Origin of the sequence: Shigella sp. FC1567, from assembly GCF_001743015.1 — a bacterium.
Classification (GTDB): Bacteria; Pseudomonadota; Gammaproteobacteria; order Enterobacterales; family Enterobacteriaceae; genus Escherichia; species Escherichia coli.
In genome coordinates, this window is record NZ_MIIV01000535.1 from 28,997 (window position 1) to 44,192 (window position 15,196).

General features: G+C 51.3%; 12 protein-coding genes, 1 tRNA gene and 1 pseudogene. 5 read left to right on the forward strand and 9 right to left on the reverse strand.

Annotated elements, in window-relative coordinates; translation table 11 throughout:
• The first annotated feature begins 256 nt into the window (after nucleotides 1-256).
• Genes bcsE through bcsG form a run of 3 tightly spaced genes read left to right on the forward strand, consistent with a single transcriptional unit; the run spans nucleotide 257 to nucleotide 3,692 of the window.
• On the forward strand, nucleotides 257-1,828 hold the full coding sequence (bcsE, locus tag BHE85_RS25190; protein ID WP_001204960.1) for a cellulose biosynthesis c-di-GMP-binding protein BcsE: 1,572 nt from the start codon (nucleotides 257-259) through the stop codon (nucleotides 1,826-1,828).
• The gene (bcsF, locus tag BHE85_RS25195; protein ID WP_000988308.1) at nucleotides 1,825-2,016 is read left to right on the forward strand and encodes a cellulose biosynthesis protein BcsF; all 192 of its coding nucleotides are present in this window, start codon (nucleotides 1,825-1,827) and stop codon (nucleotides 2,014-2,016) included. Before bcsE ends, bcsF begins: the two co-directional genes overlap by 4 nt.
• Nucleotides 2,013-3,692 (forward strand): cellulose biosynthesis protein BcsG, encoded by a 1,680-nt coding sequence (gene bcsG, locus BHE85_RS25200; RefSeq protein ID WP_000191611.1) that lies wholly within the window; start codon nucleotides 2,013-2,015, stop codon nucleotides 3,690-3,692. The genes bcsF and bcsG overlap by 4 nt, the downstream gene beginning before the upstream one ends.
• A gap of 86 nt (nucleotides 3,693-3,778) precedes the next feature.
• Here bcsG and BHE85_RS25205 read toward each other — a convergent pair whose 3' ends face one another.
• Complete coding sequence (locus tag BHE85_RS25205; protein WP_001295224.1) at nucleotides 3,779-3,886, reverse strand: type I toxin-antitoxin system toxin Ldr family protein; 108 nt, start codon at nucleotides 3,884-3,886, stop codon at nucleotides 3,779-3,781.
• A 475-nt stretch (nucleotides 3,887-4,361) separates the two neighbouring features.
• Between BHE85_RS25205 and BHE85_RS25215 the strand changes: the two genes are divergently transcribed.
• On the forward strand, nucleotides 4,362-5,633 hold the full coding sequence (locus BHE85_RS25215; protein ID WP_001296805.1) for an SLC5/6 family protein: 1,272 nt from the start codon (nucleotides 4,362-4,364) through the stop codon (nucleotides 5,631-5,633).
• Between the two features lie 29 nt (nucleotides 5,634-5,662).
• Here the strand turns inward: BHE85_RS25215 and dppF are convergent, their stop codons facing one another.
• The 8 genes and pseudogenes from dppF to lpfE all read right to left on the reverse strand — a co-directional run bounded on the left by dppF (nucleotide 5,663) and on the right by lpfE (nucleotide 14,888).
• The gene (gene dppF / locus BHE85_RS25220) at nucleotides 5,663-6,667 is read right to left on the reverse strand and encodes a dipeptide ABC transporter ATP-binding subunit DppF (RefSeq protein ID WP_000107017.1); all 1,005 of its coding nucleotides are present in this window, start codon (nucleotides 6,665-6,667) and stop codon (nucleotides 5,663-5,665) included.
• Nucleotides 6,664-7,647: a dipeptide ABC transporter ATP-binding protein gene (gene dppD / locus BHE85_RS25225; protein WP_001196496.1), complete on the reverse strand. Its 984-nt coding sequence runs from the start codon at nucleotides 7,645-7,647 to the stop codon at nucleotides 6,664-6,666. Before dppD ends, dppF begins: the two co-directional genes overlap by 4 nt.
• Nucleotides 7,648-7,657: 10 nt before the next feature.
• Complete coding sequence (gene dppC / locus BHE85_RS25230) at nucleotides 7,658-8,560, reverse strand: dipeptide ABC transporter permease DppC (protein ID WP_000084671.1); 903 nt, start codon at nucleotides 8,558-8,560, stop codon at nucleotides 7,658-7,660.
• Nucleotides 8,561-8,569: 9 nt separating this feature from the next.
• A complete protein-coding gene (gene dppB, locus BHE85_RS25235; protein WP_000938851.1) occupies nucleotides 8,570-9,589 on the reverse strand; it encodes a dipeptide ABC transporter permease DppB in 1,020 nt (339 codons plus the stop codon).
• A gap of 306 nt (nucleotides 9,590-9,895) precedes the next feature.
• Nucleotides 9,896-11,503 (reverse strand): annotated as a pseudogene (dppA, locus tag BHE85_RS25240) (dipeptide ABC transporter substrate-binding protein DppA).
• Nucleotides 11,504-12,247: 744 nt separating this feature from the next.
• Nucleotides 12,248-12,323: transfer RNA gene (locus BHE85_RS25250), tRNA-Pro, on the reverse strand.
• 91 nt (nucleotides 12,324-12,414) lie between these two features.
• Entirely contained in the window at nucleotides 12,415-14,106 is a 1,692-nt protein-coding gene (gene eptB / locus BHE85_RS25255) for a kdo(2)-lipid A phosphoethanolamine 7''-transferase (protein WP_001269222.1), read from the reverse strand.
• Between the two features lie 239 nt (nucleotides 14,107-14,345).
• Nucleotides 14,346-14,888, reverse strand: coding sequence for a long polar fimbrial protein LpfE (lpfE, locus tag BHE85_RS25260; RefSeq protein ID WP_000831420.1), 543 nt, complete (start codon nucleotides 14,886-14,888; stop codon nucleotides 14,346-14,348).
• Nucleotides 14,889-15,031: 143 nt separating this feature from the next.
• On the opposite strand from lpfE, the gene BHE85_RS25270 reads away from it, so the two are divergent.
• Nucleotides 15,032-15,196, forward strand: a 165-nt coding sequence (locus tag BHE85_RS25270) for an IS1 family transposase (RefSeq protein WP_047664789.1), incomplete at its 3' end; no start/stop codon positions are given.

Consider the following 15,196-nt stretch of genomic DNA (forward strand, 5'->3'; position numbering starts at 1 on the left):
GAAATAACCGTACCGTTCATGAGACAATTCTAACCGTGAGCATTTCGCCGGTTTATTGTTTACGGCGAGACGGGAATTTGCTCACTTTTTGACTTTCCGTTACGCAACAGAAAAAGTTAAAAACGAAAAGACTAAAATCACACGTCTTGTGATCTTCTAAATTGATTCACATGCTAAATCTGATAAGTTTTAATTTCAATGGTAGGTTTATTTCTTAGCTTTCGCTAGTAAACTGATAATCAGACAAAATGGTGACATGAGGGACATTGTGGGCCCTGTATTCTCTATCGGTATCTCATCATTATGGGATGAGCTGCGACATATGCCAGCAGGCGGCGTCTGGTGGTTTAACGTCGATCGCCATGAAGATGCTATCAGTCTGGCGAATCAAACAATTGCATCCCAGGCTGAAACCGCACACGTCGCGGTCATTAGCATGGACAGCGATCCGGCGAAAATCTTTCAATTAGATGATTATCAAGGGCCGGAAAAAATAAAATTATTTTCAATGCTAAATCATGAAAAAGGTCTATACTATTTGACCCGTGATTTGCAGTGTTCTATTGATCCCCATAATTACCTTTTTATTCTTGTTTGCGCAAATAACGCATGGCAAAACATTCCTGCCGAGCGGCTTCGCTCATGGTTGGATAAAATGAATAAATGGAGCAGGTTAACCCATTGTTCGCTTTTGGTAATTAATCCCGGAAATAATAACGATAAACAATTTTCATTGTTGCTTGAGGAATACCGTTCACTTTTTGGTCTTGCCAGTTTGCGTTTTCAGGGTGACCAACATTTGCTGGATATTGCCTTCTGGTGCAACGAAAAAGGGGTCAGCGCCCGTCAGCAGCTTAGCGTTCAGCAACAAAATGGTATCTGGACATTAGTTCAAAGCGAAGAGGCGGAGATCCAACCACGCAGCGACGAAAAACGCATTCTGAGTAATGTTGCTGTACTGGAAGGTGCGCCGCCGCTATCGGAACACTGGCAACTGTTCAACAATAACGAAGTCCTGTTCAATGAAGCCCGTACCGCTCAGGCGGCGACGGTGGTCTTTTCTTTACAGCAAAATGCGCAAATCGAGCCACTGGCCCGCAGCATTCATACCCTGCGTCGCCAGCGCGGTAGTGCGATGAAAATCCTCGTGCGGGAAAATACCGCTAGCCTGCGCGCCACCGATGAACGTTTGTTATTGGCCTGCGGTGCAAATATGGTTATTCCGTGGAATGCGCCACTCTCCCGTTGTCTGACGATGATCGAAAGCGTGCAAGGGCAGAAGTTTAGTCGCTATGTGCCGGAAGATATCACTACCTTGCTGTCAATGACCCAGCCGCTCAAACTGCGTGGTTTCCAGAAGTGGGATGTGTTCTGTAATGCCGTCAACAACATGATGAATAACCCTCTATTACCTGCCCACGGTAAAGGCGTTCTGGTTGCCCTACGTCCGGTACCGGGTATCCGCGTTGAACAAGCCCTGACGCTGTGTCGCCCTAACCGTACCGGCGATATCATGACCATTGGCGGTAATCGGCTGGTGCTGTTTCTCTCATTCTGTCGGATTAACGATCTGGATACCGCGTTGAATCATATTTTCCCATTGCCTACTGGCGACATTTTCTCAAACCGTATGGTCTGGTTTGAAGATGATCAAATCAGTGCCGAGCTGGTGCAGATGCGCCTGCTTGCCCCAGAACAATGGGGCATGCCGCTGCCTTTAACGCAAAGTTCTAAACCGGTCATCAATGCCGAGCACGATGGTCGCCACTGGCGACGAATACCAGAACCCATGCGACTGTTAGATGATGCTGTGGAGCGCTCATCATGATGACCATCAGCGATATCATTGAAATTATTGTCGTTTGCGCACTGATATTTTTCCCGCTGGGCTATCTGGCGCGGCACTCTTTGCGACGCATTCGCGACACCTTACGTTTGTTCTTTGCTAAACCTCGTTATGTTAAACCAGCCGGGACATTACGCCGCACGGAAAAAGCCAGGGCAACCAAAAAATGACTCAATTTACGCAAAATACCGCCATGCCTTCTTCCCTCTGGCAATACTGGCGCGGCCTTTCCGGCTGGAACTTCTATTTTCTGGTTAAGTTCGGCCTGTTGTGGGCGGGATATCTTAACTTCCATCCGCTCCTCAATTTGGTGTTTGCCGCGTTTCTGCTGATGCCCATTCCGCGCTACAGCCTGCATCGCTTGCGCCACTGGATTGCCCTGCCGATCGGCTTTGCTTTGTTCTGGCATGACACCTGGTTGCCTGGCCCGGAAAGCATAATGAGCCAGGGTTCGCAGGTGGCGGGGTTCAGTACCGATTATTTAATCGACCTTGTCACACGCTTTATTAACTGGCAGATGATTGGGGCCATTTTTGTTTTATTAGTGGCCTGGTTATTCCTGTCACAATGGATTCGCATTACCGTTTTTGTGGTTGCCATACTGCTATGGCTGAACGTACTTACCCTGGCGGGACCAAGTTTCTCCTTGTGGCCAGCCGGACAACCGACGACCACTGTAACAACGACGGGTGGTAACGCAGCGGCAACCGTTGAGACGACGGGTGGCGCACCGGTAGTGGGTGATATGCCCGCACAAACTACACCGCCAACAACGGCGAACCTTAACGCCTGGCTGAATAATTTCTATAACGCGGAGGCGAAACGTAAATCGACCTTCCCGTCTTCGCTGCCCGCTGATGCTCAGCCATTTGAACTACTGGTGATTAACATCTGTTCGCTTTCCTGGTCGGATATAGAAGCCGCCGGGTTGATGTCGCATCCACTGTGGTCGCATTTCGATATTGAGTTCAAGAACTTTAACTCCGCCACCTCCTACAGTGGCCCGGCGGCGATCCGTTTACTGCGCGCCAGCTGCGGGCAGACTTCGCACACTAATCTGTATCAACCGGCAAATAACGACTGCTATCTGTTTGATAACCTTTCGAAACTGGGCTTTACCCAGCACCTGATGATGGGACATAACGGCCAGTTCGGCGGTTTTTTGAAAGAAGTTCGCGAAAATGGCGGCATGCAGACTGAATTGATGGATCAAACAAATCTGCCGGTTATTTTGCTGGGCTTTGATGGTTCGCCGGTTTATGACGATACCACCGTGCTTAACCGCTGGCTGGACGTTACCGAAAAAGATAAAAACAGCCGTAGTGCCACGTTCTACAACACGCTTCCACTGCATGACGGCAACCATTATCCGGGGGTCAGCAAAACAGCGGATTACAAAGCGCGGGCGCAGAAATTCTTTGATGAACTGGACGCCTTCTTTACTGAACTGGAGAAATCGGGTCGTAAAGTGATGGTGGTCGTGGTGCCGGAACACGGCGGCGCGCTGAAGGGCGACAGAATGCAGGTATCTGGCCTACGTGATATCCCTAGCCCGTCTATCACAGACGTCCCCGTTGGGGTGAAATTCTTCGGCATGAAGGCACCACATCAGGGGGCACCGATTGTCATCGACCAACCGAGCAGCTTCCTGGCTATCTCCGATCTGGTGGTTCGCGTTCTTGATGGCAAGATTTTCACCGAAGACAATGTTGACTGGAAAAAACTCACCAGTGGGTTGCCACAAACAGCACCGGTCTCCGAGAACTCAAATGCAGTAGTTATTCAATACCAGGATAAACCGTACGTTCGCCTGAACGGCGGCGACTGGGTGCCTTACCCGCAGTAAGCACGAAAAAGGCCGCAGAGTTTAACCTCTGCGGCCTGATCCGGGCGCAAATTGCCATTACGGCAGCCTGACGCCCGCATGACACGTTACTTCCGCTTATTCAGCCAGTTCACGATCATACTGGCAAGAATGCCAGCAATGACCGGAGCCGCTAAATCATGCCAGAAGGCCATGCCCAGTTCTGCGAGCGTCATATAGCCGCCTGTGTTGTAATGCCAACGTTTCGCGGCTATTCTTGAGTTGTTTGGGTTCAAGATTAGCCCCCGTGATGTTGTCAGGTGCATACCTGCAACGTGCGGGGGTTTTCTCTCTCCAGCAACCAATGCCACCAGGGATAAAGCCCCCGCAACATTGCGCCTCACCGGAACCCTTTCGGCTTGCCGCTGATTTTACGATTGCTTTTTACTGTCAGCACCCGGCAATCTTCCTCATTGCGCGATGCCTTCCAGCTTAATTTCTTTATTTGCAATAGTTGCAGTTCATATCCGGGCTGACTCCAGACTGGTAGTGAAATGCGCAATTTTGTAGAATTGCGCCTCCTCGCGACCTCCCCAGTGAATCTGTTGCCTCATTTTTTACATACTGCGTATTCGACTTCTCCACCTGTTGCGCAAGAGAAACTGGGTTTATTCATTTTTGCGAGGCCGACTTCTTTCTGGACAGGACTTTATGCAGCACAACACACTATCGAAACACAATCAGAAATTGCCGTTTACACGCTACGACTTCGGCTGGGTTTTATTATGCATAGGCATGGCGATTGGTGCCGGAACCGTGCTGATGCCAGTACAAATTGGCTTGAAGGGAATTTGGGTATTTATTACCGCAGCGATCATTGCTTATCCTGCCACCTGGGTAGTGCAGGACATTTATTTAAAAACCCTTTCTGAAAGCGATTCCTGTAATGACTACACCGATATTATCAGTCATTACCTGGGGAAGAACTGGGGAATTTTCCTCGGGGTTATCTACTTTTTGATGATTATCCACGGGATTTTTATCTACTCTCTCTCCGTGGTTTTCGACAGCGCCTCGTACCTGAAAACCTTCGGTTTAACCGATGCCGATCTTTCACAATCTCTACTTTATAAAGTCGCTATTTTCGCCGTACTGGTAGCGATTGCGTCTGGTGGTGAACGATTACTGTTTAAGATTTCCGGGCCAATGGTGGTGGTCAAAGTAGGGATTATTGTCGTGTTCGGTTTTGCGATGATCCCGCACTGGAATTTCGCCAATATAACCGCCTTCCCGCAAGCCTCCGTCTTTTTCCGCGATGTCCTGCTTACAATTCCATTTTGCTTCTTTTCTGCGGTATTTATTCAGGTACTTAACCCAATGAATATTGCCTATCGTAAACGGGAAGCAGATAAAGTACTGGCAACCCGGCTCGCGCTGCGTACCCACCGAATTAGTTATATCACGCTCATCGCGGTGATCCTGTTTTTTGCCTTTTCGTTTACCTTCTCAATTAGCCACGAAGAAGCCGTTTCTGCCTTTGAACAAAATATCTCGGCACTGGCACTGGCCGCGCAGGTGATCCCTGGACATATCATTCATATCACCTCTACGGTGCTGAATATCTTTGCCGTACTGACCGCATTCTTTGGCATTTATCTCGGTTTCCACGAGGCTATTAAAGGCATTATTCTCAATCTGTTAAGCCGAATTATTGATACCAAGAAAATTAACTCACGCATGCTGACTCTGGCGATCTGCGCTTTTATCGTCATTACGTTGACGATTTGGGTTTCGTTTCGTGTATCGGTGCTGGTGTTCTTTCAGTTGGGAAGCCCGTTATATGGCATTGTGTCGTGCCTCATTCCGTTTTTCCTGATCTATAAAGTCGCACAACTGGAAAAACTTCGCGGATTTAAAGCCTGGCTAATTCTGCTTTACGGCATTTTGCTATGCTTGTCGCCACTGTTGAAGCTGATTGAGTAAACCGGAGCGCATGGCCCCGGTTTTGTGAGTTAACGCTGCGGATTTTCATCCTGATCAACAGCAAAACAAGCTACCAGTTGACCGCCGTAGTCTTTTAGCTGCGGCTGCAACTGGGTGCAGGGGCCGAAGCGCCGACGACAGCGGGCGTTGAAGGCGCAACCCGGCGGTGGATTCAGTGGGCTTGGTAGTTCACCGCTGAGCTTGATGCGCTCGCGGCGATCGTCCGGGTTCAGGCGCGGCGTCGCGGAAAGTAGCGCCTGAGTGTACGGATGGCGCGGGTTATTGAAGATTTGGTCTTTCGTTCCCTTCTCCACGCAGCGGCCCAGGTACATCACCATCACTTCATCAGCAATGTGCTCCACCACCGACAGGTCGTGGGAGATAAAGACATAAGACAGCCCCAACTCCTGCTGCAAATCCATCATCAGATTCAGCACCTGCGCGCGCACTGAAACATCCAGCGCGGAAACCGGTTCATCGGCAATCACCACATCCGGGTCGAGCATCAGACCACGGGCGATGGCGATACGCTGACGCTGACCGCCGGAGAACATATGCGGATAGCGGTCATAGTGCTCGGTTTTCAGGCCGACTTTCGCCATCATCGACAGGGCTTTTTCCCGACGCTGTTCTTTGCTTAAGCTGGTGTTGATCAGCAGCGGCTCTTCAAGAATTTGCCCGACTTTTTTACGCGGATTCAGCGAACCGTAAGGGTTCTGGAAGACGATCTGGATTTTCTGCCGACGCAGCTTCTGCGCCTGCGGATCGTGCTTAAGCAGATCCTGCCCCTGGTAATACAGCTCGCCACCGGTGGGCGTTTCAATCATCGTCAGCAACCGACCGAGGGTCGATTTACCGCAGCCAGATTCGCCCACTACTGCCAGCGTTTTGCCACGTTCAAGGTTAAACGAAACGCCATCCAGCGCTTTAACCAGACGTTCCGGCGCGAACATGCCTTTCTTCACCGGATAATGTTTTTTCAGGTCGATAGCCTGCAACAGCGGTTGTTGCAGGGTGGCCTCTTGCGTACTCATAGTGTCGGCCTCCCGGCATCATCAAGTGGGTAATGGCATTTGGACTGACGCCCGTCAGCGAGCATATTCAGCGCCGGTTCTTCAGCGCGACATCTGTCAGTGGCATAGGGGCAGCGCGGGTTAAGCAGGCAGCCGTTCGGGCGGTCGTACTTGCCGGGAACGACACCTGGCAACGACGCCAGACGTTCTTTGTCCTGAGCAAATTCTGGCAGCGCACGCAGCAATGCCTGAGTATACGGGTGACGCGGCGCATGGAAGATGGCGTGCGCATCGCCCGTTTCCACCACCTGGCCTGCATACATCACAATGATTTTATGCGCAGCTTCCGCCACCAGCGCCAGGTCATGGGTAATCAACACCAGCGCCATGTTCTCTTTCTGCTGTAGCTCCAGCAGTAGTTCGATGATTTGCGCCTGAATGGTCACGTCCAGCGCGGTGGTCGGCTCATCGGCAATCAGCAGTTTTGGTCGACAGGCAATCGCCATGGCGATCATCACGCGCTGGCTCATGCCGCCGGAAAGCTGATGCGGGTAAACATCCAGACGCGAAGCCGGATCGGGAATACCGACCTGATTCAGCAGGTCAATCGCCCGCTGACGGCGGGTACTTTTGTTGCCGCCCTGATGCACCTTAATCGCTTCCATGATCTGGAAACCCACGGTGTAGCACGGGTTAAGGCTGGTCATCGGGTCCTGGAAGATCATCGCCACTTCGGCACCCACCAGGTTGCGGCGCTCTTTTTCTGATATACGCTGCAAATCCTGACCGTTAAACACCAGTTTTTCCGCCATTACGCGGCCCGGATAATCAATCAGCCCCATAATCGCCAGGGAACTGACCGACTTACCGGAGCCGGACTCACCCACAATCCCAACCACTTCGCCCTGTTTTACGCTGTAGCTGATGCGGTCTACGGCGCGGAACGGTGCGCTTTCGTCGCCGAAATGCACCGATAATTTATCTACATTTAATAACGCCATCTCGAACCTCTTACTGCTTCAGTTTGGGATCGAGCGCGTCACGCAGACCGTCACCCATCAGGTTAAATGCCAGCACCGTCAGCAGGATCGCCAGACCCGGGAAGGTCACGACCCACCAGGCGCTTTGCGCGAACTGCAACACGTCGGAGAGCATGGTGCCCCACTCCGGCGTTGGCGGCTGTGCCCCCATGCCGAGGAAACCAAGAGCAGCCATATCGAGAATGGCGTTAGAGAAACCGAGCGACGCCTGAACAATCAGCGGCGCAAGGCAGTTCGGGAAGATGTTAATAAACATCTGACGCATCGCCCCGGCACCCGCCACGCGAGACGCGGTGACGTAATCGCGGTTAACTTCCACCAGCACGGCGGCGCGGGTTAAGCGCACATAGTGCGGCAAGGCAACGAAGGTCAGTGCCAGCGCGGCGTTACCAATCGACGGGCCGAAAATTGCCACCAGCACCAGCGCCAGCAGCAGACTTGGCAGCGCCAGCATGATATCGACCACGCGCATAATGATGTTATCGACTAGGCCGCCAAAGTAACCGGCGATCAGGCCGAGAATAACGCCCATAATCAGCGATAACACAACTACCAGACAGCCAACCAGCAGCGACAGGCGCGCACCGTACATCAGGCGCGACAGCATATCACGGCCTACGTCATCGGTGCCCAGCAAGTGCGCCATGCTGCCGCCTTCCTGCCAGGCTGGCGGGGCGAGCAGTGCATCGCGGAACTGTTCCGCCGGGTTATAGGGTGCAATCCAGTTGGCAAAGATCGCGATGAACAGCACGATGACGACGTAAACCAGCCCGACGACCGCGCCTTTGTTGCGTTTAAAATAGTGCCAGAACTCCTGTAACGGGGTCATCGGCACCGGTGCGCTAATCACTTTATTTTCAGTAACCTGTGACATGATGTCCCCTTACTTCTTATGACGAATACGCGGGTTCACCACGCCGTACAGCAGATCGACCAGCAAGTTGACGAGGATAATCATCGTCGCCACCAGCAATACGCCGCCCTGCACTACCGGATAGTCGCGGCGTTGCAGTGCGTCAATCAACCAGCGTCCCAGACCGGGCCACGAGAAGATGGTTTCGGTCAGAATCGCCCCCGCCAGCAATGTTCCCACCTGCAGGCCGATAACGGTCACCACCGGCAGCATCGCGTTACGCAGCGCATGGACGATAATCACCCGCATGCGGGTTAGCCCTTTGGCGCGCGCGGTGCGGATGTAATCCTCGCCCAGCACTTCCAGCATCGAGGAGCGTGTCATACGCACAATGACCGCCAGCGGAATAGTACCCAGCACAATGGCAGGCAAGATCATATGGGCGACGGCATCGATAAAGTTGCCGTCTTCACCCCAGATGGCGGTGTCGATTAGCATAAAACCGGTTAACGGATTGGAGTCATCGAGGAACACCATATCGCTCACGCGACCGGAGGCGGGCGTCAGGTTCCAGTGCACCGAAACCAGCATGATCAGCATCATGCCCCACCAGAAGATCGGCATCGAGTAGCCGGTCAGCGCCAGGCCAACTGCAGTGTGATCGAAAATGGAACCGCGTTTAACCGCAGCCAGCACACCAACCGGAATACCGACTGCCGTAGCAAAAATCATCGCGCAGACGCCAAGTTCCAGCGTGGCCTGAAAGCGCGGCACGAACTCTTCCCATACTGGAATTCGGCTTTTCATTGAAATGCCTAGATCGCCGTGCATTACGCCCCAAATGTAATGGAGATACTGCTGCCACATCGGTTTATCTAAGCCGAGTTCAGCCAGCAGCTGCGCGTGACGCTCAGGGGAGATCCCACGTTCGCCTGCCATGATCATCACCGGATCGCCCGGGATCATGTGGACAAAGGCAAATGTGAGAAGGGTAATACCGATAAACGTGGGGATGACGAGTCCCAAACGTCGGAGAATAAACTGCAACATAACCCGGATTCTCTATAGTGACCCGCAGCCTGGAACTGCGTGTCTGTATTGCTCACAAATCAATTCCCGCCCTTGTCGGACAGAGAATGAAGTATTGCTGCCGGATGCGCTGCACGCAGAGGCACAGCGCCACCGGGTATACAGATTGTTGACAAAGTGCGCTTTGTTTATGCCGGATGCGGCGTTAACGCCTTATCCGGCCTACAAAATCGTGTAAATTCAATACATTGCAGAATTTTCGTAGGCCTGATAAGCGGAGCACATCAGGCAGTTTTGCCTTTACCATCAGTCTTGTATGGCTTTTAATTATTCGATAGAGACATTTTCGAAGTGATGTTTGCCTAATGGATCAACCACATAGCCTTTGACTTCTTTGCGTACCGGTTCAAACACGGTGGAGTGAGCGATGATCAGTGCCGGAGCCTGATCGTGCATCACCACCTGCGATTGCTTGTACAGTTCAACGCGTTTGTTATGGTCGTCGGTAGCACGCGCCGGTTGAATCAGATCTTCAAACGGTTTGTAGCACCATTTTGAGTAGTTAGAACCTTGTTCAGAGGCGGCGCAGCTGAACAGGGTGGCGAAGAAGTTATCCGGGTCCCCGTTATCGCCAGTCCAGCCCATCATTACCGTCTGATGTTCGCCATCTTTCGCACGCTTGAGGTACTCACCCCATTCGTAGGTGACGATTTTGGCCTGCACGCCCACTTTCGCCCAGTCTGCCTGAATCATCTCCGCCATGCAGCGAGCGTTCGGGTTATACGGACGTTGTACCGGCATCGCCCACAGGTCGATGGAGAAACCTTTTTCCAGACCCGCTTCTTTCAGCAAGGCTTTCGCTTTTTCAGGATCGTAGGTGTAATCCTGAACGTCGTCGTTATAGCCCCACATGGTTGGCGGGATCAGGTTTTTCGCTGATACACCCGCGCCCTGATAAACCGCTTTGATGATCGCGTCTTTGTTCACCGCGTAGGTCAGTGCCTGGCGAACTTTCACGTCATCCAGCGGTTTTTTCTGCACGTTATACGAGAGGTAGCCGACGTTCAGCCCCGGCATTTCCATCAGGTTGATGGATTTATCCTGCTTCATGCGAGCGATATCTGCCGGGTTCGGGTACGGCATCACCTGGCATTCATTCTTCTGCAATTTCGCGTAACGCACGGAAGCATCAGGGGTAATAGAGAAGACCAGCGTATCGATCTGCGGTTTGGTGCCCCAGTAGCCATCAAACGCTTTGTAGCGGATACGGGAATCTTTTTGGTACTGCTGTAACTGGAACGGACCGGTTCCGATTGGGTTGAGGTCCAGTTTTTCCGGTGTACCGGCTTTCATCATCGCATCAGCATATTCTTTTGACAGAATAGAGGCGAAGTCCATTGCCAGATCAGCGAGGAACGGCGCTTCCGGGCGAGTCAGTACGAACTGAACTGTGTTGTCGTCCACCTTTTTCACTTCACTGATCAGCTCCGGCAAGCCCATGCCTTCGAAGTATTCGTAGCTGCCGCCAGAGACTTTATGGTACGGGTTTTGCGCGTTTTTCTGACGGTCGAACGAGAACACCACGTCATCGGCGTTCAGTTCACGCGTCGGTTTGAATTCTTTATTGTCGTGCCACTTCACACCTTTACGCAGATGGAAGGTATAGATTTTACCGTCTTAGCTGACTTCCCACTTTTCAGCGAGGCCCGGTATCACTTCAGTGGTGCCGATTTTAAATTCAACCAGGCGGTTATAAAGCGGTACGGAAGAGGCGTCATAGGTGGTGCCGGAGGTAAACAGCTGCGGGTTAAACCCTTCCGGAGAGCCTTCTGAGCAATAAACCAGAGTTTTAGCCTGAACACTTGCTGCGACGGTCATAGCCACCAGGCTGAGACCAAGCTTCAGCATCCCTGACTTTTTCAAGGAAATACGCATTATTCTGCTCCAATTGTGATGTTTGTTGTTTTAACCCTTTGCAGTGGGTTGTCGCTACCTGACCTTTTTTGTTTTTTGCCCGGTCGGGTCAACGTTATGAGGTGGGGATGCCGTACTAATTAACATCAGTGTAACAGTGCGGATCCTCCATAAAATGCCCCTCGTGACCTACAATCTGTCAACAGAATGTGAAAACGTCAATACAGCCAACCGGGATTTACACCAACGGTGAGAACCCACAAACAAAGATTAAAAAACTTCAAACAGCTATTTGCAGCAGAGAAATTTGTGCTACTCCAACATAACCAGAACAATCAGCTTAATATTTAGCAACATTTGGTGATTAAGTTTTATGCATTTAATGAAAAAAATCTGAGGAAAAGGTGGATATCTGAGCGATTAATACCATGAACGCTAAAACGCACAGCGGAAAATGCCAGCGCCAGCCATAAGTAACGCAAAAAAAGATTTAAGCAAATATAAAAAAAAGACAATGGTTTCTGTCACAAATCCGTTAATGGATAGTGAGATATGGGGCGCAAAGTTGGCAGGAAAATGTGTGGTGTGTTGGTCGAATAAGGCGGTCGCGCCGCATCCGACAATAAGTGCGGTGCCGTTGCCTGATGCGACGCTGGCGCGTCTTATCAGGCCTACGTCGAGTCGAACCTCCCAGCCCCCGGAGGTTCTCATCCTCATGGGCTTCAAATGCAAAAAAGCCTGCTCGCTGAGCAGGCTTTTCGAATTTGGTCGGTGATAGAGGATTCGAACCTCGACCCCTTCGTCCCGAACGAAGTGCGCTACCAGGCTGCGCCAATCACCGAATGCGGGGCGCATCTTACTGCGCAGATACGCCCTCGTCAATCCCTTAATAGCAAAATGCCTTTTGATCGGCGAGAAAGTCAGCAGGCCGCTTAGTTAGCCGCTGCCTCTTTTGCCTGCGGGATGTGACACCAGTTGTTGTTTTCGTTAATTCCACCATCCGGTGAAGTATAGCCAAGACAACCCATGATGGTATCGTACAGCTCTACGTGACGGCGTGGCACTTTCATGTCGGCTTCTTTTTTCAGCTGCGCAAATGCCTGCGCATTGGCCGGATTTTCCAGATATTTATCTGACATCCAGACCATCATCGGTACGCGGAACTGCTCCGGCGGTGCCAATTCACGCGGCGTGCCGTGCAGGTGCTCGCGTTCATTAATTGACTCACCGTGGTCAGCTGCGTAGAACACAATCGCTTTCTTATCGCGAACCTGATCAATCACGCTGGAGATAAAGTGATCCACATAGGTCACCGAGTTGTCATAGGAGTTGATCATCTGCGCTTTGGTACAGCCGCTATCAACACCAATACATTCCGGCTTCCACTGCGCGAAGCTACGCGGATAACGCTGGGTGTAGTTAAAATGCGAACCTTTGGTATGCAGAATGATCAGATGCTTACCATCCGGGTTGCGCCCTAGCGATTGCTGCATTTCGTCTACCAGCAACATATCATCTACCGGCTTGCCACGATTACGTGGCTCCGCACCAATCTGCTCACGATAAGCAATGTTGTCCGCCATCGTGTTGCTGTAGAACCACATTTCGCTCTGCATAGCGTAGAGGTCAGAACTGAATCCTAACTGCTTCAGAACCGCGAAAATGTTCTGTTCTTTTAATGTGCGCTGCGGATTATCTTCCGCGCCCCCCTGACGTACAAACATGCAACGCAGTGAGAGTTTGGTTGCGGTATCACAGGAGTAACCACGGAACGCCGCCAGATTTTTCTCCTGGGCCAGTTTCGGCGTGGTATTACGCTCATAGCCGAAAATACCCATATGGTCCCAACGCGTGGTTTCACCGATGATAAACACGACATAAGTATCATCAACGTTTTGTGGAGCCTGGTATGTAAACTTCTTCGCCGGATTAAGCAATGAATTATTATCGGAAGATTCATCGACCCGCGCCCAGGCATACAGCCCCAACGCAGAAAGCCAGTTTGATGGCAGATAAGAGTTCGCTACGACACCGCCATAACTCGGCAAATCAACGCCGGTCGCCCTCTCCACTTTCTTCTGCTGGATATCCAGCAAACGAATCGGTGCCCAAACCATAATACCCGCCAGTACGACGACCGCCAGGCTGCGAATACGCTGCCCTGGGGTTCGCAGTTGTCGGAGCAAGGTGTAGCGACAGCGGTTATTCCAGATAAGGATAAGAGGCAATGCACTAACGGCGATTAACCAGAGAATAAAGTTCAGACCAACAACTTCTTTTGACAGGTCGATATCGGTGGTCATGACGGAAGCGATGATGCCATAACCAATGACCACATTAAGGAAGGTCATGTAATAGCTGGCACCTGCGGAAAAGAGCACCACCAGCGACGCCAGAATACGCCAGCTGCGGCGGCCAAACAGCGATAGAAGACGTAGTAAAAAGAAGGTCACCAGTACGGTGGCGGCCAGTTCAACAACAGCAGAAACGCCTTTCCAGACGGTAAAATCGTGCGCATAGCTGCCGAAGCGGCGATAAAAAACCGCGCCATTCATAAAAAGGCCAATATAGATTGCAAGCAAAAAGCTCAGCTTCTGCTGTGTAATCGATTTGATGTATCTCATGCAAACAAACCCTGGACAAACAGGTGATAACACCCTGCTTAGCGGCTTTTCAGGCCCGGCAGGGGAAAAGTGCGGAGGTAGTCAGATAAGTAAAATCTACACGCGCGAATAAGTAGACCACAGCAAAGCGAAAAAGTGTGGGGAAAGAGTGTGCATGAAGCACAAATTTACAAAAATGCAAGTTTGAAAAGAGACTTTAGCGTTACAAAAAGCAGTAAAAAGGGCCAGTTAACTGGCCCTTAAGATGTGAAATTATTCGTACTGTACTGTACAGTAAAGTCGACCGTTGCATCTGCGCGACCAATAGTTGCATCGGCGCGAATAGGCACGTAGCTGGCGATATAGTTCAGTTGATGTGCGCCATCACCGTTAATTGCAAACTCAACCGGTATCGGCGTTGTATTTTCCGGGAACTGTTGTACTCCAGCAGCGGTTTTGATTTTCAGCCCAACGCCTGTAGCGCCACCCGCATCCAGCGCAAAAAGATTTGAGTCGTCTGCATTGGGTGTACCGTCCATAGTCACGTAGGCTCTGACCACTTCGCTACAGTTTTTCAGGCCGATGGAAAAAGGAGTGGGATTAATTTCCGTTCCGATTCTTACCGGCTTTTTGAGAACCGCGGTGCCCATGTCAACCTCAACGCTGTCTTTCACCAGTTCGCAAGCACCCTGGCTGATTTTAAGGGTGAATTTCAATGTTCCTTTCGGCCCTAAATCCGTGGTTGCCGCGAATGACGAAAAGGAAAGAGGCAGCAGGCATAACGCAAGTATTGTTCGCTTCATGACTGTTACTCCAGTTCGACATGTATGGTAGCAATACCGCTATAATCCCCGGCAGCGGGTAATTTTCCGGTAGTGCTAACGGGATAAGGGTAATGCTGCCAACTTACTGATTTAGTGTATGATGGTGATTTTAAGGTGCTTGCGTGGCTTCCATTTCCATCAGATGTCCTTCCTGCTCCGCTACTGAAGGCGTGGTGCGTAACGGCAAAAGCACTGCCGGACATCAGCGCTATCTCTGCTCTCATTGCCGTAAAACATGGCAACTACAGTTCACTTACACCGCCTCTCAGCCCGGTACGCACCAGAAA